Origin of the sequence: Ferranicluibacter rubi, from assembly GCF_011603255.1 — a bacterium.
GTDB lineage: Bacteria > Pseudomonadota > Alphaproteobacteria > Rhizobiales > Rhizobiaceae > Ferranicluibacter > Ferranicluibacter rubi.
This window is the reverse complement of sequence record NZ_JAANCM010000014.1, coordinates 33,276-59,050: the sequence shown is the minus strand read 5'-3', so window position 1 is coordinate 59,050 and position 25,775 is coordinate 33,276. Positions and strand designations below refer to the sequence as shown.

Annotated in this window: 22 protein-coding genes; 5 read left to right on the top strand and 17 right to left on the bottom strand. The window is 64.9% G+C overall.

Features of this window, described 5'->3' with window-relative positions; genetic code table 11:
• Positions 1-217 precede the first annotated feature (217 nt).
• A complete protein-coding gene (locus tag G8E10_RS21970; protein WP_167130682.1) occupies positions 218-1,588 on the bottom strand; it encodes an LLM class flavin-dependent oxidoreductase in 1,371 nt (456 codons plus the stop codon).
• A gap of 190 nt (positions 1,589-1,778) precedes the next feature.
• On the opposite strand from G8E10_RS21970, the gene G8E10_RS21965 reads away from it, so the two are divergent.
• Entirely contained in the window at positions 1,779-2,801 is a 1,023-nt protein-coding gene (locus G8E10_RS21965; protein WP_132665422.1) for an LLM class flavin-dependent oxidoreductase, read from the top strand.
• Positions 2,802-2,820: 19 nt separating this feature from the next.
• Here G8E10_RS21965 and G8E10_RS21960 read toward each other — a convergent pair whose 3' ends face one another.
• The 3 genes from G8E10_RS21960 to G8E10_RS21950 form a co-directional block, all read right to left on the bottom strand.
• On the bottom strand, positions 2,821-3,975 hold the full coding sequence (locus G8E10_RS21960; RefSeq protein ID WP_281517737.1) for an HPP family protein: 1,155 nt from the start codon (positions 3,973-3,975) through the stop codon (positions 2,821-2,823).
• A gap of 110 nt (positions 3,976-4,085) precedes the next feature.
• A complete protein-coding gene (locus G8E10_RS21955; protein ID WP_167130681.1) occupies positions 4,086-5,999 on the bottom strand; it encodes a monovalent cation:proton antiporter-2 (CPA2) family protein in 1,914 nt (637 codons plus the stop codon).
• A complete protein-coding gene (locus tag G8E10_RS21950; protein ID WP_167130680.1) occupies positions 5,996-6,664 on the bottom strand; it encodes an NAD(P)H-dependent oxidoreductase in 669 nt (222 codons plus the stop codon). The genes G8E10_RS21955 and G8E10_RS21950 overlap by 4 nt, the downstream gene beginning before the upstream one ends.
• Positions 6,665-7,053: 389 nt before the next feature.
• Here G8E10_RS21950 and rpsU point away from each other — a divergent pair, with 389 nt between their 5' ends.
• Positions 7,054-7,290, top strand: coding sequence for a 30S ribosomal protein S21 (gene rpsU, locus G8E10_RS21945; RefSeq protein ID WP_092935191.1), 237 nt, complete (start codon positions 7,054-7,056; stop codon positions 7,288-7,290).
• Between the two features lie 296 nt (positions 7,291-7,586).
• On the opposite strand, the gene G8E10_RS21940 is transcribed toward rpsU, so the two are convergent.
• Entirely contained in the window at positions 7,587-8,696 is a 1,110-nt protein-coding gene (locus G8E10_RS21940; protein ID WP_167130679.1) for an NADH:flavin oxidoreductase/NADH oxidase, read from the bottom strand.
• Between the two features lie 313 nt (positions 8,697-9,009).
• Here G8E10_RS21940 and G8E10_RS21935 point away from each other — a divergent pair, with 313 nt between their 5' ends.
• Positions 9,010-9,390, top strand: a complete 381-nt coding sequence (locus G8E10_RS21935; protein WP_132447877.1) for a VOC family protein — start codon at positions 9,010-9,012, stop codon at positions 9,388-9,390.
• 26 nt (positions 9,391-9,416) lie between these two features.
• On the opposite strand, the gene G8E10_RS21930 is transcribed toward G8E10_RS21935, so the two are convergent.
• Positions 9,417-10,040: an FMN-binding negative transcriptional regulator gene (locus tag G8E10_RS21930; RefSeq protein WP_110801923.1), complete on the bottom strand. Its 624-nt coding sequence runs from the start codon at positions 10,038-10,040 to the stop codon at positions 9,417-9,419.
• A 90-nt stretch (positions 10,041-10,130) separates the two neighbouring features.
• Complete coding sequence (locus tag G8E10_RS21925) at positions 10,131-10,556, bottom strand: MarR family winged helix-turn-helix transcriptional regulator (RefSeq protein WP_165929861.1); 426 nt, start codon at positions 10,554-10,556, stop codon at positions 10,131-10,133.
• Positions 10,557-10,696: 140 nt separating this feature from the next.
• Here G8E10_RS21925 and G8E10_RS21920 point away from each other — a divergent pair, with 140 nt between their 5' ends.
• Both G8E10_RS21920 and G8E10_RS21915 read left to right on the top strand, forming a co-directional pair.
• A complete protein-coding gene (locus tag G8E10_RS21920; RefSeq protein ID WP_110801925.1) occupies positions 10,697-11,986 on the top strand; it encodes an MFS transporter in 1,290 nt (429 codons plus the stop codon).
• Between the two features lie 226 nt (positions 11,987-12,212).
• On the top strand, positions 12,213-13,454 hold the full coding sequence (locus tag G8E10_RS21915) for an acyl-CoA dehydrogenase family protein (protein ID WP_167130678.1): 1,242 nt from the start codon (positions 12,213-12,215) through the stop codon (positions 13,452-13,454).
• 119 nt (positions 13,455-13,573) lie between these two features.
• Here the strand turns inward: G8E10_RS21915 and G8E10_RS21910 are convergent, their stop codons facing one another.
• The 10 genes from G8E10_RS21910 to G8E10_RS21865 all read right to left on the bottom strand — a co-directional run bounded on the left by G8E10_RS21910 (position 13,574) and on the right by G8E10_RS21865 (position 25,455).
• Positions 13,574-14,974 carry an LLM class flavin-dependent oxidoreductase gene (locus G8E10_RS21910; protein ID WP_167130677.1) on the bottom strand — a complete coding sequence of 467 codons (1,401 nt, stop codon included), beginning with the start codon at positions 14,972-14,974 and terminating at the stop codon, positions 13,574-13,576.
• Positions 14,975-14,990: 16 nt separating this feature from the next.
• Positions 14,991-16,211, bottom strand: coding sequence for an SfnB family sulfur acquisition oxidoreductase (locus G8E10_RS21905; RefSeq protein WP_167130676.1), 1,221 nt, complete (start codon positions 16,209-16,211; stop codon positions 14,991-14,993).
• 27 nt (positions 16,212-16,238) lie between these two features.
• Entirely contained in the window at positions 16,239-17,234 is a 996-nt protein-coding gene (locus tag G8E10_RS21900) for an ABC transporter permease (protein WP_167130675.1), read from the bottom strand.
• On the bottom strand, positions 17,231-18,286 hold the full coding sequence (locus tag G8E10_RS21895) for an ABC transporter permease (RefSeq protein ID WP_167130674.1): 1,056 nt from the start codon (positions 18,284-18,286) through the stop codon (positions 17,231-17,233). Before G8E10_RS21895 ends, G8E10_RS21900 begins: the two co-directional genes overlap by 4 nt.
• Complete coding sequence (locus G8E10_RS21890; protein WP_167130673.1) at positions 18,276-19,817, bottom strand: sugar ABC transporter ATP-binding protein; 1,542 nt, start codon at positions 19,815-19,817, stop codon at positions 18,276-18,278. Before G8E10_RS21890 ends, G8E10_RS21895 begins: the two co-directional genes overlap by 11 nt.
• An 89-nt stretch (positions 19,818-19,906) precedes the next feature.
• Positions 19,907-20,920, bottom strand: coding sequence for a sugar ABC transporter substrate-binding protein (locus G8E10_RS21885; RefSeq protein ID WP_422038893.1), 1,014 nt, complete (start codon positions 20,918-20,920; stop codon positions 19,907-19,909).
• Between the two features lie 192 nt (positions 20,921-21,112).
• Positions 21,113-22,135 carry an NADP-dependent oxidoreductase gene (locus G8E10_RS21880; protein ID WP_167130672.1) on the bottom strand — a complete coding sequence of 341 codons (1,023 nt, stop codon included), beginning with the start codon at positions 22,133-22,135 and terminating at the stop codon, positions 21,113-21,115.
• Positions 22,136-22,244: 109 nt separating this feature from the next.
• On the bottom strand, positions 22,245-23,078 hold the full coding sequence (locus G8E10_RS21875) for a phosphate/phosphite/phosphonate ABC transporter substrate-binding protein (protein ID WP_167130671.1): 834 nt from the start codon (positions 23,076-23,078) through the stop codon (positions 22,245-22,247).
• Between the two features lie 39 nt (positions 23,079-23,117).
• Positions 23,118-24,053: a fatty acid desaturase gene (locus tag G8E10_RS21870; RefSeq protein ID WP_110801935.1), complete on the bottom strand. Its 936-nt coding sequence runs from the start codon at positions 24,051-24,053 to the stop codon at positions 23,118-23,120.
• Positions 24,054-24,081: 28 nt separating this feature from the next.
• Positions 24,082-25,455, bottom strand: coding sequence for an O-acetylhomoserine aminocarboxypropyltransferase/cysteine synthase family protein (locus G8E10_RS21865; RefSeq protein WP_110801936.1), 1,374 nt, complete (start codon positions 25,453-25,455; stop codon positions 24,082-24,084).
• Positions 25,456-25,775 lie beyond the last annotated feature (320 nt).

Here is a 25,775-nt window from a genome sequence, read left to right as displayed (position 1 = left end):
GCTCTTACCTCGTTGGGTTGGTGCCGAACACAGCCCCCGGGAAACGGGCCGGGCCGCAAGCAGTCGTGTTGAAAGCGACCACCTGCAAACCGGCGCCATACCGGCTGCTCTGCCATCAAACCCTTTAGTCTACAATTTTGGTAGAAAGGAATTGGCGTTGCACGCGCCTCATGGAAACTGTTTTTCCGCACAGGCGGCCAAACCCGGAACAGGAGGTTTATGTTGCGCTCGGCCAGCGATGCGAGGCCCCGACATGCGTGTCGGGCAGCCGGTCGCCCCGGCCGAACAGGCGGTTTCGAAACGAGCCCTCGCCATAGGCCGTCTTGTAAAGTCCACGCTCCTGCAAAACGGGCACGATATGGTCGATCACGTCCTCGTAGCTCTCCGGCACCACCGTGCGGGTGATATTGAAGCCGTCGATCTCGCCCTCCTCGACCCATTGGCCAAGAGCCGTGGCGACCTCCGCCCCCGTGCCCACCAGCACCGGATAGCGCCCGCCGAGCGCGGCCTCCTCCAGGATGCGCCGGCGCGTCCACCCGGCAGCCCGGGCGACCTCAACCGCCGACTGGCTGGCATTCGACACGCCATAGGTGATCGGCGCATCGAGGTCGTACTGCGCGAAATCGATGCCGGTGCTGGCCGAGAAATGCGCGAGCCCGGCCTCCGGATTGGCATGCGCCAGATAGTCCGCATGCTTCTCGCGGGCGATGGCGTCCGTCTCGCCGGTGACGATGGTGATGCCCACGAAGATGCGCAGTGCATCCGCGCCGCGCCCGGCATCGGCTGCCTCCTGCCGCAACTGCCGGGCCGTCTTCCGCGCCGCAGGGGGACTGGTGGCGGTGATGAAGATGCATTCTCCGTGACGGGCGGCAAAGGCACGGCCGCGGCCGGAGGTTCCCGCCTGGTAGAGAAGCGGCGTGCGCTGGCGCGACGGCTCGGCAAGGTGAATGCCATGCGACCGGTAATAGGGTCCATCATGGGCGATGGGCCGGACGCGGGCGGGATCGGCATAGATCCGCGCCGCCTTGTCGCGCCGCACCGCATTGTCCGCCCAGCTTCCCTCCCACAGCTTGTAGAGCACCTCCATATAGTCGTCGGCGCGGTCGTAGCGGCTGTCATGTTCGGAGAGGCCGGTATCCCCCAGCGCCCGCGCCGCGCTGTCGAGATAGCCGGTGACGATATTCCAGCCGATGCGCCCTTGCGTCAGGTGATCGAGCGTCGAGAAGCGGCGGGCGAACAGATACGGCGCTTCCGCGCTCTGGTTGGCGGTAACGCCGAAGCCGAGGTTCTCCGTCACCGCGGCCATGGCCGAGATCAGCATGGCGGGGTCGTTGACCGGCAGCTGGATCGCCTCTCTGAGGGTAAGATCCGCCGACCCGCCATAGACATCGTAGACCCCGATGATATCGGCAAGAAACAACCCGTCGAACAGCCCGCGCTCCAGCGTGCGGGCCAGCGACGTCCAGTAGGGCAGCGTTGTATAGAGATGCGACTGGTCGCGCGGATGGGTCCAGAGACCATGATTGATATGGCCGACGCAATTCATGCCGAAGGCGTTGAAGAGGATCTGCTTCTTGTCGGTCGTCATCGTGCGCTCCCGGTGGTGGCACGCGTTTTCGCCCGATGGCACGGCAAGATCAAGACGCAAGGGCTGCACAAGGCCCGAACGGCGAACGCACTGTCCTGCGAATGCGAGACTGTGCCTTCGGCCGTGAATATGCGAAAACCCCAACATCGCACGCAGACTGACATCGCACACGGATCAGCACGGGAATATCATGAAGAAGATCGGCTTTCTCTCCTTCGGCCACTGGACGCCCTCGACGCAGTCGCAGACGCGCAGCGCGGCGGATACGCTGCTGCAGTCGATCGACCTTGCCGTCGCGGCCGAAGCGCTGGGTGCGGATGGCGCCTATTTCCGGGTGCACCATTTCGCCCGCCAGTTGGCTTCGCCCTTCCCGCTGCTGGCCGCCGTCGGCGCGCGCACCAGCCGGATCGAGATCGGCACCGCCGTCATCGACATGCGCTACGAAAATCCGCTCTACATGGCCGAGGATGCCGGCGCTGCCGACATCATCGCCAGTGGCCGCCTGCAGCTCGGCATCAGCCGCGGCTCGCCCGAACAGGTCATCGATGGCTGGCGCCATTTCGGCTATGCCCCGGCGGACGGCGAAACCAGCGGCGACATGGCCCGCCGTCATGCCGAGGTGTTCTACGACGTGCTGCGCGGCGAAGGCTTTGCCGAGCCGAACCCCAACCCGATGTTTCCGAACCCGCCCGGCCTCCTGCGGCTGGAACCGCATGCGCCGGGTCTGCGCGACCGGATCTGGTGGGGCGCAAGCTCGAACGCGACCGCCATCTGGGCGGCAAAGCTTGGCATGAACCTGCAGAGCTCGACGCTCAAGGACGACGAGACCGGCGAGCCCTTCCACGTACAGCAGGCCGACCAGATCCGCGCCTACCGCGCCGCGTTCAAGGCCGCGGGCCACGCCCGCACGCCGCGCGTCTCCGTCAGCCGCAGCATCTTCGCCATCACCAGCGACCTCGACCGCGCCTATTTCGGCCGCTCGGGCGAAGCCGGCGACAAGATCGGCTTCATCGACGCCGACACCCGCGCCATCTTCGGCCGCGGCTACGCTGCCGAACCCGACGTCCTCATCGAGCAGCTGCGCACCGACGAAGCCATCACAGAGGCCGACACCCTCCTCCTCACCGTCCCCAACCAGCTGGGCGTCGAGTACAACGCCCACGTCATCGAAGCCATCCTGACGCAGGTGGCGCCTGCGCTCGGCTGGCGGTAAAGCGGCGTTCCCTCGACCGTCACCCCTCCGCCAGCATCGCAACAAGCACGTCCGATTGCGAAAGGATGCCGACGAGGCGGTTTTCCGCGTCGGTGACGGGCAGATGGTGGAGGCCGCCTTCAGCGAAGAGAAGGATGGCTTCGGAGAGGGAGCTTTCGGGTGAAACACTCCGCACAGGGCTGGTCATGATGTCCTTCACGGTGCCGTTCGGCGCCGTGGCGCCGGAAACGGCCAGCTGGTAGCGGCGACGAAGGCCGATGGTCGGGCGGCCACGGGTCCAGTCCGCCCGGTCGAGAATATCGGTCTGGGTGAGTATGCCGATGACGCGGGCATTGTCGTCGGTCACCGGCAGGGCTTTGATGTGGTGGGCGCGCAGGAGCGCGTGCGCCTCCGACAGCGAGGCATCCGGCGCGATCGCGATCACGTCGCGCGACATGATCTGCCCGCACGGCGTCTGGCCGGACCGACGCTGGAACGAGCGCAGTTCCGTGCGCTTGAGGATGGTAACGAGTTCGTCGCGCTGGATGTCGAGAACCCGGTCGTAATCCTTCAGCACGGCATCGAGATCCTCGGCGGCAAAGCCGATTCGTGCGGCCGGCGGCGGGTCCTTCGTCTGGTGGGCCCCGAGCGCCGGCGCGGCAACATGTGGATAGCGGCGGCCGGTGAGGTTGTTGAAGAGCAGCGCCGCGGCGAGCAGCAGCAGCGAGTTTCCCAGCACCGGCCACAGCAGAAAACCATAGCCGAGATCGTGGATGGCCGAGCCGCCGAGAACCGCGGTCAGCGCGATCGCGCCGCTCGGGGGATGCAGGCAGCGCAGGCTCATCATGATACCGATGGCAACCGCCCCGGCCAGCGCTGCGGCGAACACGGGATCAGGCACGAGCTTGGCCACGGTCACCCCGACGAAGGCTGCGACCAGATTGCCGCCGATCAGCGACCAGGGCTGGGCGAGCGGACTGGACGGTACGGCGAAAAGCAGAACGGCAGACGCACCCATCGGCGCGACCAGTGCCGGCGAAAGGGGAAAAGTCACGGTCAGAAAGGCGCCGAGGAGCCCCGTGACGAGCAGGCCGAACAGTGCGCCGACCGCCGAGCGAAGCCGCTCCTTCGGACTGACGGGCGAAACCGGCCAGGGCATGAAGCGGGCTGCGCGGGAAAGTGTGGTCGATGTCATGCCGTCTTCTCCGCAGGGCCGGCCCGCATGAGCGGCGGCCGTGTTGATCGCGAGGGCAGAGCCTCGCTGCGTGCGCAGTGCGGGGGTGGATCGTCCGCCGTTCCGCAGGGCTACCCCTCACCCTGCCCGTCCATGTCATGCTTGCGCGCCGCGATATCCGGCGGGGTCCAGCCGCGCTCGGTTCGGTCGTGCAGCGCGCTGCGGTCGCCCATCATGGCCTGTTCGAGAACCTCCGAGATCTCGCGGGCGCGCGCGATGTATTCCTTGTTCTCGAACACCGACACGTCGTCCTTCCAGAGAGGCGCGAGCTGCCGCAGGCCCCAATTGTCCTGCTTGACGAAGACGGCCTTGCTCTTTTCCACGTCGAAGGGATGCATGCCGAGGCTCTGCAGCGCATAGCCGGCCGCCCTGACCGAACTGTCGAACACCTCGCGCACGATGTCGTCGGCGCCGGCCTCGTAGAGCTGGTAGACATGGTTGCGGTCATAGGCACGCGCGATGATGTGGATATCGGGGTTCTCGTGCCTGGCGTGTCGGACGATGCTGAGGGCACGCTCGATATCGTCAATGGCCACCACCAGCAGCCGCGCCTGCCGCAGACCGGCGGAATGCAGGAGATCCGGCCGGCCGGCGTCGCCGAAGAACGAGCGGACGCCGAACTTGCGCAGCCCGTCGATGACATCGGAGCGGCTGTCGAGCACGATGGTCTTGTGGCCGTTGGCCAGCAGCATGCGGTTGATGATCTGCCCGAAGCGGCCGAGCCCGGCGATGATGACCGAGGCTTCCTCCCCGATCTCGTCGGCCTCCCGGATCTGCCCCCGCTCGAGCCGCGGCATGATGACCTTGTCGAACAGGATGAAGAGCGCCGGCGTCAGCAGCATGGAAAAGGCGATGACCAGCATGAGGATGGCGGCGAGTTCGGAGGGCAGCACGGCATTCTGAACGGTGAAGGAGACGAGCACGAAGCCGAACTCGCCCGCCTGCGCCAGCCCCAGCGCGAGCAGCCAGCGATCCGAACCGCGCAAGCTGTAGAGATGGCCGACCAGCCACAGCACCCCCGCCTTGATGACGATGACGCCGAGCGTCAACAACAGGACGAGGCCGAGATTGGCCGTCAGCAGCGAGAAATCGATGCCGGCACCGACGGTGATAAAGAACAGGCCGAGAAGCAGGCCCTTGAACGGCTCGATATCGCTTTCCAGCTCGTGGCGGAATTCGCTGTTGGCGAGCACCACGCCGGCGAGGAATGTCCCGAGTGCCGGGGAAAGGCCGACCATGCTCATCAGCAGGGCCGTGGAAACGACGAGCAGCAGGGCCGCCGCGGTGAACATTTCACGCAACCGCGAGGCCGCGATCAGCCGGAAGATCGGGCGCGAGAGGAAGTGCCCGGCGACCACGACGAAGGCGATGGCGAGAAGCGTGACCAGCGCCACCTGCCAGCCGGGAAGGTCGGAGACGAGCGTCGCGGCATTGCCCGCGCCATGCGCTGCATGCTCGCCGCCCTGCAGGGCGGGAAGTGCCAGAAGCGGCAGGACCGCCAGCATGGGAATAACAGCGATATCCTGAAACAGGAGCACGGAGAAGCTGGAGCGCCCGCCCTGCGACTTCAAAAGCCCCTTTTCGCTCAGCGTCTGCAGCACGATGGCCGTGGAGGACAGCGACAAAATGAGCCCGACGGCCACTGCCGTCTGCCAGGGCAGCCCGAACGCAAGCCCGATACCGGTGACGACCGCCGCCGAGCCCACCACCTGCAGGCCACCAAGCCCGAGCAGCCGGGCGCGCATGTCCCAGAGCGCTTGCGGCTGAAGCTCCAGCCCGACCAGAAACAGCATCATGACGACGCCGAACTCCGCGAAATGCTGCAGATCCTGCGTTTCATTGCCGACGAAGTGGAAGACGGGGCCGATGACGATGCCGGCGATGAGATAGCCGAGCACCGAACCGAGGCCGAGCCGGGACGCGATGATGACGGATGTGACGGCGGCCGCGAGATAGACGAAGGCCTGGAACATGAAGCCGCTCATTCGGAGATCCTCGCGGTGATGCCAATGGGAGACGGCGGCGTGTCGGAAAACGTCGAAGCGTGCGAAGTGCCGATCAACGGAAGATCGTCGTCGAGAAGCTCAAGCCTCGAGACAGCATCGAGATCCAGCGTCTCGTCGCGCAGGGCCGAGAGCAGCCGGAGATAGGCTGCAATATGCGTGTCCCCCCGGCCATCGGCTGCCGAATCATGAGCCGAAAAAAGGGCAAACGGCGGCAGGAAGCGCATGCCGCAGAGCGAGGCGGTCTGCTCCAGCGGCGAAAGCAGCGTGCGCAGCCGGAAATGGTTGGAGCCCTCCTCGCGATAGGCATCCTGAGCGCCGCCGGTGGTCACGACCGGCAGGAACAGCTTGCCCGCCAGCTTCGATCCGCTCTGCCCATAGGCAAAGCCGTATTCCAGCACGAGGTCCTGCCACTCCTTCAGCAGAGCCGGCACGGAATACCAGTAGATCGGAAACTGGAAGATGACGACGTCATGTGCCACCAGCCGCGCCTGTTCCGCATCGATATCGATGTTGAAGCGGGGATAGTCCGCATAGAGATCAACGAAGGTCACCCCGTCGAGCATTCGCGCCTCATGCGCCATGCGCACGTTGAGGCGCGAATGCCGCTGACCGGGATGGGCAAACAGAATGAGGACGCGCGCCATATGTCTTCCTCGGGGCCTTCATCACGGGGGGCGACCTGAGCCGGGACACGAGGCCGGGCGGAAAGATCGACACGACAGAGCAAGGGGAGAGCCGAAACGGGGTGATGGCCACCGCAATGACCGCTGCGACAATCGGTGTTGCGGGAAGATCTTGTCAAGCGGCAAGACGGATGCGATGGTGGGGCCGAGCGTAACGCTCCCGATGTGCACATCTTATTGCCGGCCGGCGCCCTTGCGGGGACCGTCAGTCGCCGGAGAGAATGAGATTTGGCACTTTTCTTCGCTATTTTTTCGAGCCAACCCCTTTTCATGACGGACGTGTGGTGAGATAAGGAGCGCCGAAGTCACCATACCACCGCCCCAGCGGGCGACAGAGATCAAGGTTCGAGATGCAGGTTCTGGTTCGAGACAACAATGTTGAGCAGGCACTGCGCGTGCTCAAGAAGAAGCTTCAGCGCGAAGGCGTCTTCCGCGAAATGCGTATGCGCGAAGCCTATGAAAAGCCTTCCGTGAAGCGTGCTCGCCAGAAGGCTGAAGCTGTTTCCCGCCAGCGCAAGAACGCCCGCAAGCAGCTGCAGCGCGAAGGCCTCCTGCCCGGCCCGAAGAAAAAAGTTGTTACCCGCTAAGATCTGAAAGGCGCCCGTCGGACGGTATCCGATGGCGCGCGGCTGGTCTTCGAAATCACCTCGGAACGACGCTCAGCGTCGCGCCGGGGTTTTCTGCGTTTTAGCTTGCTGTCGTGGAGCAAGGCGATCCGCAGGATGCGCTCTCGTGTGTTACGGTTTGCGACCGAGCCCGCTAAAGCCGTAACGTGGCGAGGAGACAGCCGTATCCTTATGAATGCGGCTGTCTTTCACCCGCGCATCGACCGCAAGGTGCAAACCGGTCACCGCGACCGATCTGCGCCAAGCGGCTCAGCGCCTCACGAAGCCTCGTCCAACAACGTCTTGTACTGCCGGGGTTGGCAGCGGAGATATTGTGGAGCGGCCTGCACCGTCACACCGAAATGCGCGGCCGCATGCCAGGGCCAGCGAGGATCGTAGAGAATCGTCCGGGCAAGCGCGATCATGTCGGCATCGCCCGTGCCGATGATGGATTCGGCCTGCTCGAACTCGGTGATCAGCCCCACGGCGACGACGGGAATCGAGACAGCCTGCTTCACATCGCGGGCGAGCGGCACCTGATAACTCGGACCAACGGGAATGTCCTGCGCATCGCTCAGCCCACCGCTCGAAACATGGATCGCCGCGCAACCGCGTGCTTCCAGCGCCTGCGCGAAAGCAACGGTCTGCGCGCTGTCCCAGCCGCCTTCGACCCAGTCCGTTCCCGAGACCCGCATGGTGACAGGTCGTTCCGCGGGAAAAGCCTGTCGGACGGCCTCGAAGATTTCGAGCGGAAACCGCATGCGGTTTTCGAGCGAGCCGCCATAGTCATCCGTGCGCGTGTTGGACAGCGGCGAAAGGAACTGGTGCAGGAGATAGCCATGGGCGCCATGGATTTGCACGGCATCGATACCGAGACGCGCGGCCCTGCGTGCGGCATCGGCAAAGCCGTTTCGGATCCGCTCGAGACCTTCGGCATCCAGCGCTTCCGGCTTATCATAGGACGGCTTGAACGCCGACGCCGAGGGCGCCACCGTCTTCCAGCCAAGCGCATGATCGGGCGCGAGCTGCGCCCCGCCCTTCCAGGGCAGATCGGTGGAAGCCTTGCGGCCGGCATGGCCGAGCTGAATCGCAACCGGCATATCCGACCAGCGGCGGACACCCTTCAGCACACGCGCCATCGCCGCTTCGCAGGCATCGTTCCAAAGCCCGACATCGCCGAAGCTGATGCGCCCCTCCGGCGTTACCGCCGTCGCCTCGATCGTCAGAAGTCCTGCGCCCGACTGTGCGAGCATGCCGAGATGCGTCAGGTGCCAATCGCTCATTTCGCCGTTTTCGGCGGAATACTGGCACATCGGCGCAATGACGATGCGATTGCGCAACGTCAGGCCACCGAGGTCGATGGGCGAGAAGAGTTTGGGTGAAGCCATGTCGATCTCCTGAAAACATCCGCGCGGCGCGGGAACAGCCGCTGCTGCCCGGCAGCATATAGGGTGGCAAATCGCCCGTTGCATACGGCCATACGGTTCAAGACCTGTCATCCCGTGCCGGAACGTGCGCCGCCGCTTGCGAAAACCGGGCGCGCGCGCGACAACAGGGGAACGACACCGTCTGCCGCGGCAGGTCAAGAGCATTTCCGGTGACCCCGTGTTCACCGGAAATGCTCTCTTCTATTGCTTTTACCGCATTGTCTGGCACCGAAGCGATTCCGCTTCGGCTGGAAATGCTCTAGGAGGAGTGCGTATGTTCGACCACGTTTCCATCGGCGTCCGGGACATCGACCGGTCGCGCATCTTCTACGATGCCGCTCTTACCCCGCTCGGCTATGGCCGGCTGACCAGCGGCGCGACGATGCTCGGTTACGGGGATGAGCAGGTGAGCCTCTGGGTGACGCAGGCCGAACATCCGGTCCGCCCGGATCTCCGCTCCGGCCTTCACTTCTGCTTCAAGGCCTTCAGCGAAGAGGCCGTCGAAGCCTTCCACGCCGCCGCCATTGCCTATGGCGGAGAGGACAACGGCGCCCCGGGCCTGCGCCCGGAATACGCCACCTTCTACTACGCCGCCTTCGTCATCGACCCCGACGGCTACCGGCTGGAAGCCTTCTTCCACAAGCCGGACCTGTAATCCGCGACCTCAAGGCGGCGAACCGATCAGACCGGAATCTGAGCGGCGACGTCCCGATCCGACGGCCGCTCGCTCTCGGAAAGGCCGTTGGCGACACCGAGGCGATCGGCCTCGTTCCGGTTCTGGCTCATCTTCCGCTTTCCCTCCAGATGCGTGATCTGCATGCGCAGGCCGACGATGCCGCGCAGCTGGGATGCGATGAAATCCGCCGGCGCGTCGTCCACCGCCCAGGCAACAGCCCTCGGCTCCTCGTGCAGCGTCGTCAGCCGTGTCACGACATCCAGCAGGCGCTCGGCATCGTCGAAGAACTCCACCGGCCCGCGCGCCTGAACCGTCACGTAATTCCAGGTCGGCACGACCTTTCCCGTCTGCTGCTTGGTCGCGTACCACGCCGGCGTCACATAGGCGTCCGCCCCCATGAAAATCGCCAGCCCATCGCCGATGGTCGGCGTCCGCCATTGCGGGTTTGCCTTGGCGAGATGCCCGTAGAGAACACCGTGCTCTCCTTCGCTTTCGTCCAGAAAGAGAGGCAGCGGCGTCGCGAAGGGCCCGTCGGTGGTAGCCGTGACAAAATTCGCCAATCGCGCCGCCCGTATCGTCGCAAACATGGCGCTGCGATCGTCAAGGCGAAAGGCGGGCGGTGTGTACATGGCGCGATCCTCGTTATGCCCCGGAGCCTAATGCAAAACGGGACGTCGAAAAACAGCATTTGGCTGCGGCGATCAGGAAAGCGATCGGCCTCAGCCAAAATCGACCTTCGTCAAGGCAAGCGCCTCCCGGCGCAGATCGACGGCGCGTTCCGGCACGAAGGATCGCTCCAACGCCTCCTGTGCCGCCCTCCACAGGGGAACCGCACTGTCCCGCACCCGCCTGCCCTCGTCCGTCAGCCTATAGGTATAGGCCTGCTCGCCCTTCGGTCGCGTGCTCACGATCCAGCCGGCGGCCAGCAGCGGCTTCAGCGCGCGTAGCAGCGTCGTGCGCTCCATCACCATGATCTCGCCGAGTTCGGCAATCCGGATATCCGGCCGGCGATTGATGATGTTGAGAAGAGAATATTGCGAGATCGACAGGCCGAGCGGCGCAAGATGGGCATCGTAGAGCCGCGTGACATGCCTCGAGCCCCGGCGAAGGGCAAGACAATGGCACTGACGGGATTCTTCGGACATCGACATGGGTTGAGAATAGATGTGTATTTACACATCGTCAATCCTCCACTACGAAGGATGGGCAGCGTCGGGCGGTTCGTCCGGCTTTGTCGGGTTCGCCTGCCCGCAATAGACTCGACGCCACCCACAAAGGTTCTCCCATGCTCTCCAACACCGTCTCCGCATGGCTTTCCGCCAGGAACATCCACTATGGTTGGGTCGTGGTCGTAACCACCTTTCTGACCATGCTGGCGACAGCGGGCGCGATGGGCTCGGCGGGCGTCCTCATTCAGCCGCTGCACCAGGAATTCGGCTGGGATATCGCCGATATCTCCTTCGCCATGGCGGTGCGCCTCGTGCTGTTCGGGCTGCTCGGGCCCTTCGCCGCGGCCTTTATGACGCATTTCGGAGTGCGGCAGGTCGTCTGTTCGGCACTTCTGCTCATCATGAGCGGCATCGTGCTCTCCTTCTTCATGCAGGAGGTCTGGCAGCTCGTGCTCCTGTGGGGCGTCGTCATCGGCACGGGGACGGGCATGACCGCGCTGGTGCTGGGCGCGACGGTCGCGACGCGGTGGTTTTCCAAGCGGCGCGGCCTCGTCATCGGCCTGATGACGGCGAGCAACGCCACTGGGCAGCTCGTCTTCCTGCCGCTGCTGGCCGCCCTGTCGGAAGCCTATGGCTGGCGCACGGCGCTGACCTTCATCACCGGCGTTCTCGTGGTCGCCATGGTGCTCGTGATGCTGCTCATGCGCGACCACCCGGCCGATCTCGGCCTGCCCGCCTATGGCGACACCCAGCCCGGCCCCGCGCCACGCCGGGACCAGGCCTTCCTCACCACGCTCGTCTCACCCCTGAAGACGCTGCGCGAGGTCTCCGGCCGGCCGGTGTTCTGGCTGCTCTTCGGCACCTTCTTCGTCTGCGGCCTCTCAACCAACGGGCTCATCCAAACACACTGGATCTCCATCTGCGGCGATTTCGGCATGACGGCGGTCACGGCGGCCGGCACGCTGGCCGTCATCGGCATATTCGATTTCCTCGGTACCATCGGCGCTGGCTGGCTGTCCGACCGGTACGACAATCGCTGGCTACTCTTCTGGTTCTACGGCCTGCGCGGCCTGTCGCTCCTCTACCTCTCGGTCTCCGGTTTCGGCTTCACCGAACTCTCCGTTTTCGCCATCTTCTACGGCCTCGACTGGGTGGCGACCGTCCCCCCGACCGTCAAGCTGACGGCCGACAGTTTCGGCCGCGAGAAGGCGCCACTCGTCTTCGGCTGGGTCTTCACCGGCCACCAGCTGGGTGCCGCGACCGCCGCCTTCGGTGCGGGCTGGCTGCGCTCGGATTATGAGAGCTACATGCCGGCGCTGCAGATGGCCGGCCTCATGTGCATCCTCGCAGCGCTGGCCGTGGTCATGCTCCGCCGGCCCACAGCCGCAGTCCCGGCCAGCGCTTGATCCGCGAGAAGACATCCTGAGCCCAGCAACATGCCGGCCGCGTGGAATAGCATTTCCCTTCGGCCGGCATCTTCGCGAACTTCTTCTTTGTCTATCAAATGACTGGGCAATAACGTGGCAGAGGCTCGGACCCTGAGCTGCCCGTTCGCCGGGCCCATCTGTCATGCCAAGGACGGGCAGCCGGTGTCGCCACATCGCGGCCCGCCTTCCCATCGAGGAAGACGCCATGAGCCCGCTTCACGCCCTGCGCTCCCCTGCTCCCACATCTATCGCGAAAGATGCGACCGCTCTGGCGGACGACCGCGAGCGCCTTTTTGCCCGTGCCACAGCCATCGCCGCCGATCTCCGAGCCCGGGGCGCGGCGCTCGACCGCGATGGCCGCCCGCCCTTCAGCGAGATCACCGAACTGAAGGCCGCCGGCCTGCTCAACGCCCTGCATCCGCCCGAGATCGGCGGCGGCGGGCTCGACTGGGTCGATGGGCTGCGTCTGGTGCGCATCCTTGCGCGCGGCGAAAGCTCCATCGGCCAGCTGCTCGGCTATCACTTCGTCAACAGCCAGTACATTTCCTGGGCAGCCGATGACAGCGACCTTGCCTGGCGGCTGTCGTCAGAAACCGTGGCGAAGAGCCTCTACTGGGGCGCCGCCGTCAATCCGCGCGACCCCGGCCTCGTGCTGACACGGCAAGACGATCACTACGTGCTGAACGGCCGCAAGACGTTCTCCACTGGCGCCCGGATTTCCGATCGCATCAACGCCAGTGCCGCCTTCGGCGACCAGATCGCCAGCCTTGTCCTCCCCACCGACAGGCCGGGCTATATCGCCCATGACGACTGGGACAATATCGGGCAGCGCCTGTCGGACAGCGGCAGCGTCGAATTCAAGGATTTCCCGGTCCATGACAGCGATTTCCTGTTGCCGCTTGCTGCCCCGGATGCGGCACCGAAGGTGCAGGCGACCTTCAACACGCCGTTGATCCAACTGGTCTTTGCCAACTTCTACATCGGCACCGCCGAAGGCGCGCTGGCCGAGGCGCTCGACTATGTCCGCGATACCACCCGCCCCTGGATCACCTCCGGCGTCGAACGCGCCGCCGACGACCCGCATATTCTGGAGCGTGTCGGCGAATTCCGCGCAGCGTTGAAGGCGGCCGCCGCCTTGGCCGACAGCGCCGGCCTTGCGGTGCAGAAAGCGCTGGCCCGCGGGCCTGGCGTCACCGAGCGCGAACGCGGAGAGGCCGCCATCGAGGCCTACGAATCCAAGGTCAACGCGACCCATGTTTCGCTGGATGTGACCGCCCGCGTCTTCGAACTCATGGGCGCCCGCGCCACCGCGGGCCATTACCGCTTCGACCGCTACTGGCGCAACGTCCGCACCCACACACTGCACGACCCGGTGTTTTACAAAGCACGGGAAGTCGGCGATTTCGCCCTGAACGACCGGATACCGACCCCAAGCCTCTACAGCTGAGACAACTGCGCAAAACGAAACGCCGCCATCCTGCACATACGGGATGACGGCGTTTTTTCGAGCTGAGAAACGGGAAGGACGGCGTGCCTTGCGCAGCCGCCCTCCTCCATCAGAACCCGTCAGTTCTGCCCGGAGGCGAGCTTCTGCTCCACGCGGCCGAGATCGCGATAGGCGGCACCCGGATGCGGCGCGACGAGGCGCGGGCCTTCTCCGAAAAGTTTTTCGCGGAGCGTCCCCTGCCGATATGCCGTCTTGTAGACGCCGCGCTTCTGGAGTTCCGGCACCAGCAGATCGACCGCATCCTCGAACGTTTCCGGCGTCACCGCATAAGCAAGGTTGAAGCCGTCCACGTCGGTCTCCTCGACCCATTCCTGCATGAGGTCGGCCACCGTCTGCGGCGAACCGACGAAGACGGGGCCGAAGCCGCCGATACCGACCCAGTCGGCCATCTCCCGCACCGTCCACTCCTTGCCGGGATCGATGGTGGTGAAGGTTTCCACGGCCGATTGCACGGCATTGGTATAGCGAAGGCGCAGGACCTCGTCCGGCGAGAACTGTCCGAAATCGATACCGGTCCAGCCGGAGATCAGCGTCAGCGCGCCCTCGTAGGAGACGTATTTGCGGTACTCGTCGAACTTCCGCTTGGCGTCGGCATCGGTCTCGCCGACGATGACGGTCTGCAGGTTGAAGGCGAGAATACCGCGCGGGTCGCGCCCTGCCTGCACTGCTGCTTCGCGAACATTGGCGACGTAGCGCTTAAGAACGGCTTTGGACGGCGCTGCGACGAAGATGCACTCGGCATGCTGGCCGGCGAAATCCTTGCCCCGGCTGGAGGCGCCGGCCTGGTAGAGCACCGGCGTGCGCTGGGGCGACGGCTCGGACAGGTGAATGCCCGGCACGTGGAAATGCGGACCCTGATGTCCGATCGCGTGAACCTTGGACGGATGCGTGAAGATCCCGGCCTCGCGGTCGCGCACGACCGCGTCATCCTCCCAGCTGCCCTCCCACAGCTTGTAACAGACCTCCAGATACTCTTCCGCCACATCGTAGCGGTTGTCATGCTGCATCTGCCCGGCCTGCCCGACATTCAGCGCGCCGCTGTTGAGATAGGAGGTGACGATGTTCCAGCCAACACGGCCCTTGGTCAGGTGGTCGAGCGTCGAAATGCGGCGGGCGAAGGTGTAGGGGTGCTCGAACGACAGCGACGCCGTCAGGCCGAAGCCGAGATGTTCGGTGAGGTAAGCCATGGTCGGAATGAGCTGCAGCGGATCATTCACCGGCACTTGGGCCGAATGCTTCAGCGCGGCGTTCACATTGCCGTTCAGTACGTCGTAGACGCCGAGCACGTCGGCGATGAACAGCCCGTCGAACTTGCCGCGCTCCAGCGTTTTGGCGAGGTTCACCCAGTAGTCGAGGTCCTTGTAGGACGCCGACTGGTCGCGCGGATGCCGCCAGAGGCCGGGCGACTGGTGGCCGACGCAGTTCATGTCGAAGGCGTTCAGCCGTATTTCGCGTGTCATGCTTGTCTCCTTGGCCTCAAAGGGCACCGCTTCTGGGCGGCGCTACATCGTTGAGGTGGTAATTTCCGGCCACATGGTATTTCCAGCGGACTGGGTCATGCAGCGTGTGGGTGCGGGCATTGCGCCAGTGGCGGTCGAGGTTCAGCCCTTCGCGGGCCGATGCCGTGCCGGCAAGCTCGAACAGCGTATTGGTGGCCTCGATGGCGATTTCGGTCGTCAGCACCTTGGCGCTTGCCACGGCGAGCGACGCGGCGACGGCGGTCTCCTCGGTCAGATCGACCTGAGCATGATCGACCTTGCGGCCGGCATACTCCACGATGGCGGTTGCCGCCTCGATGCGGATGGCGACCTGCCCGACCCGGGCGACCGTCAGCGGATCTTCCGACGCCCGTTCAACGCCGCTGTTCGTCCAAGGCCGCGAGACCGTGCGGATGAAGCGGACCATGTCGGCAAAGGCCGCCCGGGCAATGCCGAGGTCGATGCCGGCATGGATGATCTGCCCGACGGAGCCGATCGTGCCCGGACGCTCGAAGCCCTGGTGATGCCGCACCACGGCGCTGGGGGGAACGCGAACGCCATCGAGGATGGTGGTGCCGCTGCCGGTCGTGCGCTGGCCGATGCCGTCCCAGTCGTCGACGATCTCGACGCCTTCCGTGCCCCGCGGCACGAAGGACATGGTGATCTTCTCGTCCTCATCGAGCGCGAAGATGGCGATCCAGTCAGCAAAAAGCACGCCGGTGGAGTAGAACTTGCGCCCGTCGATGCAAAAGCCGGCGCCGTCCCGCGTCAGCCGCGTATTGTAGTGCCCGACCGTCTTGGTCCCCGTTTCCGACAGGGCATTGCCGAACCGGTCGCCGGCAAGCGCGCGGCCGTAGTAGAACCGCTTCTGGTCGTCGGTGCCGTCATGGCGCAGGGCTTCGAGAATGTAGAAATGGTTCTGCGGGATCTGCCCGATCGAGCCGTCAGCCTCCGACAGGATGGCCGTGACCTCGGCCAGCACAGCGTTGGAAACGTCGATGCCGCCATATTCGGCCGGCACCGTGATCGCGAGAAGGCCGGAGGCGGCGAGCCGGTCCATCTCCGCATGCGGCAGGATCCGGTCGCGATCCCGTTCGCTCGCGGTCAGGGCGAATTCCGCGGCCAGCGTCCGGGCGACGATAAGCGCTTCCTCCTCGCTCGCGATCCTGTCTGCCGTGCGGTCGGTGTCGTGGGTGCTGAGGCGTATCAGTTTGGTCATGGCTCTTCTCCCGAGAAGCACCGCGCGTCAGGCGCGGGCCACGGCCTTGCGATTGGCAAAGCTGATGGCGAGGACGGCAAAGATCAGGAGGCCGGTGCCCACCTGCTGCCAATAGAAATTGAGACCGGTCAGAAGCAGTCCATTGGAGACGATGCTGAGCAGCAGGACGCCGAGCACCGTGCCGGCGATATTCGGCCGCCCATGCGGGCTGAGCGTCGTGCCGATGAAGGTCGCGCCGATGGCGTTGAGCAGGAAAGCATTGCCGGAAGACGGGATGTAGACGGTGACGGTCGAGGTGAGCACCAGCCCGGCAATGGCGGCAATCACCGAGACGATAAGGTAGGTGACCGCCACATGCGCTTTCAGCGCAATGCCGGAATAGCGCACCACGTTCGCCTCGATGCCGGTCGCCAGCACCACGCGGCCGAAGCGGCTCTTCGTGAGAACGATCGCCGCGACCGCGATGACGAGACCCGCGACGATCAGCGGCACGGGCACGCCGGCAACGACGCCACGGCCAAGGAACCGAAAGCTTTCGGGAATGCCGGCCGGCGGCAGGTAGACCGGATTGCCGCCGTTGGTCAGGATCTGCTGGGCGCTGCGGCCGATGAACAGCGTGCCGAGCGTCGCCAGAAACGGCGAGATACCGATGCCGGAGATCAGCACCGCATTGAAGAGCCCCACCAGTGCACCACCGCCGATGCCGGCAAGGGCTGCGATCGGCACCGGTTGCCCGGCCAGCACCAGCGAAACGAAGGTGAAGCTGGAGAAATCGATCGCGGTGCCGACGGACAGGTCGATGCCGCCGGCTGCAACCGCAAAGGTCATGGCGATGGAGACGATGGCGAGCAGCGTGAAATTGTTGACGAGGATGCTCTGCAGATTGGCGAAGGTGAGGAAGCTCGGCGCTGCCGCAGAAAAGGCGGCAAACACCACGACCAAGGCCACGACCAGAGCATAGCGGGCAGAGCGGCGCAGCAGGCCATAGGGAAGCCGGGCCTGGGAACCGGACACGAGCGTCATGCCGACGTCTCCTGTTTGCGCAGCAGCGTGGTGGCGGACACGACGAAGAGGATCAGGAGACCCTGGATGCCGCTCACCAGCGTGCTGGAAAGGTTGAGAAGCTGGAAGCCGTTGACGAGGAAGCCGACGAATAGCGCCGAGAGCAGCGTGCCGGTGACGGTCGGCACCAGCCGGCGCGAGAAGACGGTGCCGAGCAGCGCGGTCACCACCACCGGCAGCAGGAGATCGCCCGCCCCCGTCGTGCTGCCGCTAAGGTAGGACACCGAGAGAATGCCGGCGATGCCGCCGCAAAACCCGCTGAAGACAAACGAACCGGCGATAAACGGCTTGACGGAAAGACCGGACGCCCGGGCAGCCTCGGGAAACTCGCCGACGGCATAAAGCCGCAGACCCAGCGGCGTTGCCTGCACGATGAGCGCTGCGACCAGCGTGAAGCCGATGAGCACATAAGCGAGAACGGGGATATCGAACGGACCGCCGCCCGACAGCAGCGTGAGCAGATCACCGGTTGCTGGAATGACGGTGTTCTGCGTCAGCACGAGTTCCAGTCCGGCCACGACGTTCATGACAGCCAGTGTCGCCAGCAGCGGCACGATGCCCGCAAGCGTGATGGCGAGCGCATTGACGACGCCGATGGCGAGCCCCGTCGCCAGCGCGCCGGCTACAGCCACGGCATCCCCAAGGCCCGCCTGTGATAAAACCGCATAGACGGCGGCGCTGAGACCCATATTGGCGGCGAGCGACAAGTCGATGCCGCCCGTCACCACATTGCCGCCGCCGGCAATCATCACGACCGTGAGGCCGATGGCCAGAACGCCTGCAATCGCCGACTGGCCGAGCACATTACCGATATTGCCGACCGACAGGAAATACGGTGCCGTGACGGAGAAGACGATCAGCACCGCAACGAAGACGGCGAGCGACCCGCCGCGCAGCAGCAGCGTCGCAATTCGCCGCCCCGCCGTGCCGGAGGCCGCACCGAAACCGCGTGCCGGGACAGGCGTGTTGTCGCCCTGTTGCGAACCGCCGAATGGCACCGCCTCAACCGACATGACGCAGCGCCTCCGAAGACCCCGTGACGTCGGCAAGGACGGCATCGACGCTGGTCTCGCGCGTATCGAGCTCGGCCGCGATGCGCCAGCGGAAGAGCACGAGGATACGGTCGGTGATGCCCAGCAGCTCCGGCAGGTCGGACGACAGCACGATGACACCGGCGCCGCGCGCGGCAAGATCGGCGATCAGTTGGTAGATTTCAACCTTCGCGCCGACATCCACGCCGACGGTCGGCTCGTCGAGCAGGTAGATTTCGGAATGACGGCTCAGCCATTTGGCGATCGCCACCTTCTGCTGGTTGCCGCCCGACAGGGTGCGCACCAGCGCATGGCTGCCATCGGTCTTGATCTGCAGGCGCTCGATCAGCTGGCTCGCTTCCGCCGTCTCCGTATCGGCATCGAGAAGCCCGAAGCGGGTGAAGCGATCGAGGCTCGCGAGCGTGATGTTCTCCGCCACGCTGAGGTCGAGCGCGACACCATGGCGGCGGCGATCTTCGGGCACGAGAGCGAGGCGGCGACGCGCGGCCTGCGCCGGGCTCTTCGTCCAGACCGTCTCGCCCTCCACCTCGACACGTCCCGACAACGGCTGCTCCAGCCCGAACAGGGTGCGCACGAGATCCTTGGCGCCGGAGCCGAGAAGTCCCGTCAGGCCGAGAACCTCGCCGCGGCGCAGGGCAAAGCTCACATCCTCGTAGCGCCCAGGCGCCGTCAGGCCCTCCACGCGCAGCAGCGTCGCGCCGAGCGCGGCGGTCCGCTTCGGGTAGAGTTCGCCGATCTCGCGATTGACCATCAGGCCGGCGATCTCGGTGGCCGAGGTCTCCGCCACCGGCTTCGTCGCGACGTCGCGGCCGTTGCGCAGCACGGTGACGGTGTCGCAGAGATCCTCGATCTCGCCGAGGTAATGGGAGATGTAGATGACGGTGATGCCGTCGTCGCGCAGGCGACGGATAAGCTTGAAGAGCATGTCGGCCTCGCGTCGGACGAGGGCTGCCGTCGGCTCATCGAACACGAGAACCTTCGGCGCATGCAGCAGGGCGCGGGTGATCTGGACGATCTGCTTTTCGGCCGTGGAGAGTTCGGCGATCAGCGCGGATGTCGGCAGACGGAGGCCGAAATAGCGGTCGAGAACCTCGGCGGCACGCCGCTGCATCAGGCGACGGTCGAGAAACGGCGTTCCCGCGATACGCGGCTCGCGGCCGAGAAAGAGCGATTCACCGACCGTGAAGGTCGGTACCAGCAGTCGATCCTGGTGAATGAAATGAATGCCGAGCGCCTCGACGTCATGCGGCGTCAGATGATCGTGGACGACGCCGTCGATCTCGATCTCGCCGGCATCCGCCCGGTGCAGCCCGGCGAGCAGCTTGATCAGCGTCGACTTTCCCGCACCGTTCTGCCCGACGAGGCCGTGGACCGAGCCGCGCGCGACCGTCAGCGACACGCCGGAGAGAGCCTTCGTCCCGCCGAAACTCTTTTCGATCCCGGTCAACCGGATAACCGGACGGATGATCTCATCCTCTTGCGGCGACGTCATTTCGCAAACTCCTGCCAGACAGTATCAACGACACACGATCGGGGACCGCGACCCGGATGGCCACGGTCCCCTCACACGGCTGGGGAGGATCAGCCGATACCGAGTTTCTTGGTCACGTCGTTGACGTTCGCCTTGTTGGCGAGAAGTGCTGGAACATAGGTCTCGCGCGGCAGCGTCTCACCGGCCAGCAGACGGGCGACGTTGCGGATGGCGGTGCGGCCGAGTTCGGCCGGCTGCTGGGCGACGTCTGCGGCGGCCGGCGACGCCGGGTCCGCCACGAGCTGCAGCACTTCGGGGCTGCCATCCACGCCATAGGTGCGGATCTCGGTGCGGCCGGCTGCGGTCAGCGCCTGCGTCGCGCCCAGCTGCGGAATGTCCCAGGCCGACCAGATGGCCTTGATGGAACCCTTCTCGGGATATTTGTTGAGAATGGCGGTGATCTGCGTGAAGGCGTCCTGCACTGTGTTCGGAATAACATCGCGCAGCTCGGGTTCGAGGATCTTGACCTTGGGGAAGTATTTCACCACATTGACCAGCTGGTCGTAGCGGATGGCGCAGGGTGTGACACCATAAAAGCCGTTGAACACGACGATATTGCCCTCGCCGCCGATGTCCGACACAAGCTGCAGCGCCAGATCCTTGCCGATGCCCCAGTTGTCGGAGGTCGAATTGTTCAGCGAGTTGGTCGAACCGACATCGATGGTCAACACGGGAATGCCGGCATCGCGCGCCTTCTTCAGCCAGGGATCGATGACAGTCAGCGTGCCGAGCAGCTGCACGATCGCATCCGGCTTCTGCGCGATCAGCGTCTGCAACTGCGACACGAGCTTGCCGTCGTTGCGGCCGGCATCCACCGCGATCGGCTCGCCGCCGAGCCGCTTTACTTCCTCGATCTGGGCGTTATAGGCCTGCAGGTCGAAGAAATGGTCCGTTCCCGCCGTGCTGATGCCGATGCGCTTGCCCTTGAGCGAGCCTTCGGCCGCCGAGGCGAAAGCCGACGTGCCGCTGAGAAGCGTCGTGCCAGCGGCAGCAACCCCCGCGACCGCCGACCACTTCAGGATTTCGCGCCGACCAAACCAGCCGCGTGCCCCGTTTTCACTCATTTTCCCCGTCTCCACATCCATGACTTCGATAATGTCTATCGTTTCAGTAGACTGGATGGCTTTCGAGGAAGGGCGTTTTGTTTGGGAGGCTTTCGGGAGAAACGATCACTCTTTTTCGGTCGCCCGGGAAAACGCCGCGGACGCACATCGGTCCTGTCCGAAAACGGGCGGACAGGACAGGTTCGTTGGCGCTCAGACGACATTGACGACCAGCTTGCCGAAGTTGCGGCCCTCCAGCAGCCCGATGAAGGCCTGCGGCGCGTTCTCTAGCCCCTCCACGACGTCCTCGCGGTAGCGCAGCCGCCCATCGGCGATCCAGCCGGCAGCCTCCTTCAGAAAGCTGTCGCGCTGGTCGCTGAACTCGGTCTGGATGAAACCGCGGATCTGCAGGCTGCGGCTGAGCACCTGGCGCATGAAGCCCGGCAGACGATCCGGGCCGGCAGGCGCCTGTCCGTCCTGGTTGTAATGCGCGATGAGGCCGCAGACCGGCACTCGCGCATAGGTGTTGAGCAGCGGGAACACCGCCTCGAAAACGTGACCGCCGACATTCTCAAAATAGACGTCGATGCCATCGGGGCATGACGCCTTCAGCTGCTCGGCGAAATCCGGCGCCCGGTGATCCACCGCGACATCGAAGCCAAGTTCGTCCCGCAGAAAGGCGCATTTGTCCGGCCCGCCGGCAATGCCCACGGCGCGCGCACCCTTGATCCGGGCGATCTGCCCGACGACGGAGCCGACCGCACCGCTGGCAGCCGCCACCACCACCGTCTCGCCCGGCTTCGGCTGGCCGATGGTGAGCAGCCCGGCATAGGCGGTAAAGCCCGGCATGCCGAGAACGCCGAGGGCCGTGGAGATGGGCGCGGCATCCGGGTCGAGCTTGCGCAGGCCCTTGCCGTCGGACAGCGCGTAGGACTGCCAGCCGGAATGGGAGAGGACGATGTCGCCGGGCTTGAAATCGGCATGGTTCGAGGCGACCACCTCGGCCACCGTACCGCCCTCCATCACGCCACCGATCTCGACCGGCTTGGCATAGGATTTTGCCGTGCTCATCCGCCCGCGCATATAGGGGTCGAGCGAGAGATACAGAACTTTCAGAAGGATTTCGCCCTGGGATGGCTGGGGGACGGACACCTGCTCGATGTGGAAATCCTCCGCCACCGGCGCGCCCTGTGGCCGGCGGGCCAGCGTGATCCGTGTGTTGGTAAGGTCTGTCATAGCGTCTTCCTCGCTGTCTCCGCCAACGCGGCGGATCGGCGGAACGTCCACCGATTGTCAGGCTCTGACATAGGCCGTCAAGCCGAAGGTGCAACGTTTTCACGTCACCTCATGCGCCAGCCACGGGATAGCCGAGGACCCGCGCGCCATCGGCAAGAACCGCCAGCGGCTCGTAATCCGCATCCTCAAGCCGAGCAAAACCGATAAGCCCGAGGTGATCGCGCACTGCCTCTAAAGCCGGATCGGTCGCGGCGGCATCAAGCACACGCCGGATAAGCGCGACCTCCGCATCGGGCGCGGACAGGCGGGTGATCAGCGGCAGGCCCGGCCCCTTCATCGTCTCGCCAAGTACCCGTATGCCGGAGAGACGGCGGGGGTCGAAGCGGAGGATGTTGGCGTAGGTGATACAATCGATGGCCGCGATATCCGCGGCACCATCGCGGACCGCATCGATACTGGCGGCGTGGCTGCCGGTCTGGAGGCAAGCACCGAAAAAGCGGCCGTCCGTGGCCAACGGCGCGACCATCGCGCGGAAGAGATTGGCACCCGAATTGCTGTCCGGCTGGTTGATAGCAGCGCGGGCACTTTTCAGGTCGATCAGCGCGGTCGCCGCGTTGTCGCTGCGCACGATAAGAAAGCTGCACATATCCGGGCCGTCGCAGCCGGGATGGCGATAGACCGGCGTCGCGACCAGCCGCACCTTGCCCTGTAGCCGGCTGACGAAGGGAAAGCCGCAGGTCTGCGCCAGCAGCAGATCCGGCTGCAACCAGGCCTCGTCATAAGGCAGCGTCGAGAGCGCCTCGGGCACGCTTGCCAGACCCTCGGCACGAAGCCTGTCACGGAGATACTGCCAGAGCTTTGCCGTTGCCGCCGCCACGGGTTCCGGGTTCGCATACATGGCGAGGCTGGCGAGACGCGGCGCGACATTCGAGATCTGCGGCATAGGCTCCCTTCGAATGGATGACCTCACATCATCCCCGCCTCAAACGGAATGATGCGGATGCGTGATGCGGTCGTGCGGGCGCAGCAGGAAGCGGCGGGCGACATCGAGATAACCATTGTAGACCAGACCGCCATTCGCCGCCACCAGGGCTTCCCGGTCGCGCCGGTAGATGGCCGGCAGGCGATACCAGGGAAGGCCCGGCTTGCGGTGATGCAGCACATGCAGGTTGTTAAACAGGAAGACCGGCCCGAAGATGCGGCTGTTCTCGACGATGGCCGTGCGTTCCGCCTCCGCCTCAGCAAAGCGGTGCTCGGCATAGGATCGCAGACGGGTGATGGCCGCGCCGGGATAGACGAAGCCGAAGAAGTAAAGCCAGAACGGCATGCCGCAGATGGCGACGACCCAGGTGAGGACGACCGCTACCCCCACCGTATGCAGCGCCCAGATGCGCCGGCGGCCGGCCTCGTTACGCCAGACAAGCCGCGCTTCGCCTGCCAGGAAGCTCGCCAGCATCACCGCGGGCCCGATCGTCAGCCGCCCGAGCAGCGTCAGGTTCCACTGCGCCAGCCGCTTGCCCGTACGCCCGAGGCTGAGCCACATGGCCTGCGTGAAATAGGAGGATTCCGGATCTTCCACCGGGTCGGTCAGGAACTCGTCGCGGTGATGGTCGAGATGGCTGTCCTTGTAGATCGGATATGGCAGCCAGAGAGACAGAGGCACGGAGCCGATCGCATCGTTGATGCGCCGGCTCCGTGTCGGGTGATGATGGATGACCTCATGCTGCAGCGAGGCGTGCCACGCGATCAACAAACCGCCGATGACGACCACCAGCGGCAGCGGCAGCACCGCCCACCACCACGTCACCGCCAGAAAGCCTCCGTGGATGCCGACGGCGAGAAGAACTGTCGGCCATTCCACCCTTACCGATCGGGAGGCGGGTGGTGGCGTGAAGCGGTGCGTGGCAGTCTCGGTCATCGGTATCCCCCTGCTGGTTGCTTGATCTTCAGGCTGCGTCGATCGCCTGGCGCAGATCGGCGATGATGTCGTCGGGATGCTCGATGCCGATCGACAATCTGACATATCCGGGGGTCACACCTGCCGCCCGCTGGTCCTCGACGCTCAGTTGCGAGTGCGTCGTGGTCGAGGGATGGATGGCCAGCGACCGGGCATCGCCGATATTCGCAAGATGATAGAAGAGCGTCAGCGCATCGATGAACCGGCGCCCCGCCTCGCGGCCGCCCTTCAGCTCGAAGCCCACAAGCGCGCCATAGCTTCCCGGAACAAAGTAGGCCTCGGCTCTTTCGCGTGCCTGACCCGTCTGGAACTTCGGGAAGATCACCGTGTCCACCTTGGGGTGGGAGAGGAGGAAATCGGCCACCTTGATCGCGTTGTCATTGTGCTGGCGCAGGCGCAGCGGCAGCGTCTCCAGACCCTGGATCAGGTTGAACGCATTTTGCGGGCTGATGGCGGCCCCGAGATCGCGCAGCAGCACGGCACGCGCGCGCAGGATGTAGGGGTGGAAGCCGATCGCATCCGCCTTCTCGATCCAGGTCTTGCCCTGATAGCTCTGGTCGGGCTCGTTGAGGTTCGGATGCCGCTCCGCGAGGTCCCGCCACGGGAAATTTCCGCCATCGATGATCGCCCCGCCGATCGAGGTGCCATGGCCGCCGATATATTTGGTGGTGGAGTAGACCACGATGGCCGCACCGTGCTCCAGCGGGCGGATGATCAGGGGGGCCGCCGTATTGTCCACGATCAGCGGAATGCCGAAGCGCCGCCCGATGGCCGAGACCTCTGCGATCGGGAACACCTCCAGCTTTGGATTGGGCAGGGATTCCCCGTAATAGGCCCGCGTCCGGTCGTCCGTCGCGCGTGCGAAAGCCTCCGGATCCGTCGCATCCACGAAGCGGGTCTCGATGCCGAAGCTCTTCAGCGTTGCGGCAAACAGCGCCCAGGTGCCGCCGTAGAGGCCTGCGGCACTGACGATATTGTCGCCGTGACGGGCGAGATTGAGAATGGAATAGGCGGACGCCGCCTGGCCCGAGGCAACGGCCAGCGCCGCAGCGCCGCCTTCGATTTCGGCGAGCCGCTGCTCGAAGGCATCCTGCGTGGGATTGGAGATGCGGGAATAGAGATGGCCGGGGGCTTCGAGCGCAAAGAGCTTGTCGGCCGTTTCCGTGTTGGAGATCTGGAACGACGAGGTCTGGTAGATCGGCACCGCCACGGCACCGGTCGTCGGATCGAACCGGAAGCTGCCGCCATGCAGCGCCAGCGTCTCCGGGTGCCGGCTTTTGAAGGTCGGTGCGCCCGTCGGCACGCTCGGTGCTTGGCGCACGCCCTGCTGTTCTGCGACGTCTGGTGGCTGGTGGATCGTCATGACGCTGTCTCCATGGGAAGTCGATGGGATGGGGAAGTCGGATGGGATCGGGATGCCGATGGAGACAGCGTAGACGCAGGCCTAAAAATACACAGTTTTAATAGACTATTTTTTCGCGCATATGTGAAATTGCTTTCTCAAGCGCGCCCTTCCGGCGAAACGGTGCCGGCAGGACGGCCACCCGCCGCGCGTCCTTGAACGCTCTACGGCCGATCATGGTCGATGCTTTGCGTAAGCGCTCGCATCGGCACAAACACATGCTCGCGAGGCCGTGAAAAAGAGCATGCGATATCTGTCATCGGCGGGCTCCACGCTTAGTC

Coding starts and splice junctions, on each gene's coding strand:
- G8E10_RS21920 (WP_110801925.1), top strand. CDS start 10,697: ATGCTCTCCAACACCGTCTCCGCATGGCTTTCCGCCAGGAACATCCAC.
- G8E10_RS21880 (WP_167130672.1), bottom strand. CDS start 22,135: ATGACAGACCTTACCAACACACGGATCACGCTGGCCCGCCGGCCACAG.
- rpsU (WP_092935191.1), top strand. CDS start 7,054: ATGCAGGTTCTGGTTCGAGACAACAATGTTGAGCAGGCACTGCGCGTG.
- G8E10_RS21905 (WP_167130676.1), bottom strand. CDS start 16,211: ATGACCAAACTGATACGCCTCAGCACCCACGACACCGACCGCACGGCA.
- G8E10_RS21935 (WP_132447877.1), top strand. CDS start 9,010: ATGTTCGACCACGTTTCCATCGGCGTCCGGGACATCGACCGGTCGCGC.
- G8E10_RS21915 (WP_167130678.1), top strand. CDS start 12,213: ATGAGCCCGCTTCACGCCCTGCGCTCCCCTGCTCCCACATCTATCGCG.
- G8E10_RS21970 (WP_167130682.1), bottom strand. CDS start 1,588: ATGACGACCGACAAGAAGCAGATCCTCTTCAACGCCTTCGGCATGAAT.
- G8E10_RS21965 (WP_132665422.1), top strand. CDS start 1,779: ATGAAGAAGATCGGCTTTCTCTCCTTCGGCCACTGGACGCCCTCGACG.
- G8E10_RS21890 (WP_167130673.1), bottom strand. CDS start 19,817: ATGACGTCGCCGCAAGAGGATGAGATCATCCGTCCGGTTATCCGGTTG.
- G8E10_RS21875 (WP_167130671.1), bottom strand. CDS start 23,078: ATGCCGCAGATCTCGAATGTCGCGCCGCGTCTCGCCAGCCTCGCCATG.
- G8E10_RS21960 (WP_281517737.1), bottom strand. CDS start 3,975: ATGACATCGACCACACTTTCCCGCGCAGCCCGCTTCATGCCCTGGCCG.
- G8E10_RS21885 (WP_422038893.1), bottom strand. CDS start 20,920: ATGAGTGAAAACGGGGCACGCGGCTGGTTTGGTCGGCGCGAAATCCTG.
- G8E10_RS21940 (WP_167130679.1), bottom strand. CDS start 8,696: ATGGCTTCACCCAAACTCTTCTCGCCCATCGACCTCGGTGGCCTGACG.
- G8E10_RS21930 (WP_110801923.1), bottom strand. CDS start 10,040: ATGTACACACCGCCCGCCTTTCGCCTTGACGATCGCAGCGCCATGTTT.
- G8E10_RS21955 (WP_167130681.1), bottom strand. CDS start 5,999: ATGAGCGGCTTCATGTTCCAGGCCTTCGTCTATCTCGCGGCCGCCGTC.
- G8E10_RS21870 (WP_110801935.1), bottom strand. CDS start 24,053: ATGACCGAGACTGCCACGCACCGCTTCACGCCACCACCCGCCTCCCGA.
- G8E10_RS21900 (WP_167130675.1), bottom strand. CDS start 17,234: ATGACGCTCGTGTCCGGTTCCCAGGCCCGGCTTCCCTATGGCCTGCTG.
- G8E10_RS21895 (WP_167130674.1), bottom strand. CDS start 18,286: ATGTCGGTTGAGGCGGTGCCATTCGGCGGTTCGCAACAGGGCGACAAC.
- G8E10_RS21865 (WP_110801936.1), bottom strand. CDS start 25,455: ATGACGATCCACCAGCCACCAGACGTCGCAGAACAGCAGGGCGTGCGC.
- G8E10_RS21950 (WP_167130680.1), bottom strand. CDS start 6,664: ATGGCGCGCGTCCTCATTCTGTTTGCCCATCCCGGTCAGCGGCATTCG.
- G8E10_RS21925 (WP_165929861.1), bottom strand. CDS start 10,556: ATGTCCGAAGAATCCCGTCAGTGCCATTGTCTTGCCCTTCGCCGGGGC.
- G8E10_RS21910 (WP_167130677.1), bottom strand. CDS start 14,974: ATGACACGCGAAATACGGCTGAACGCCTTCGACATGAACTGCGTCGGC.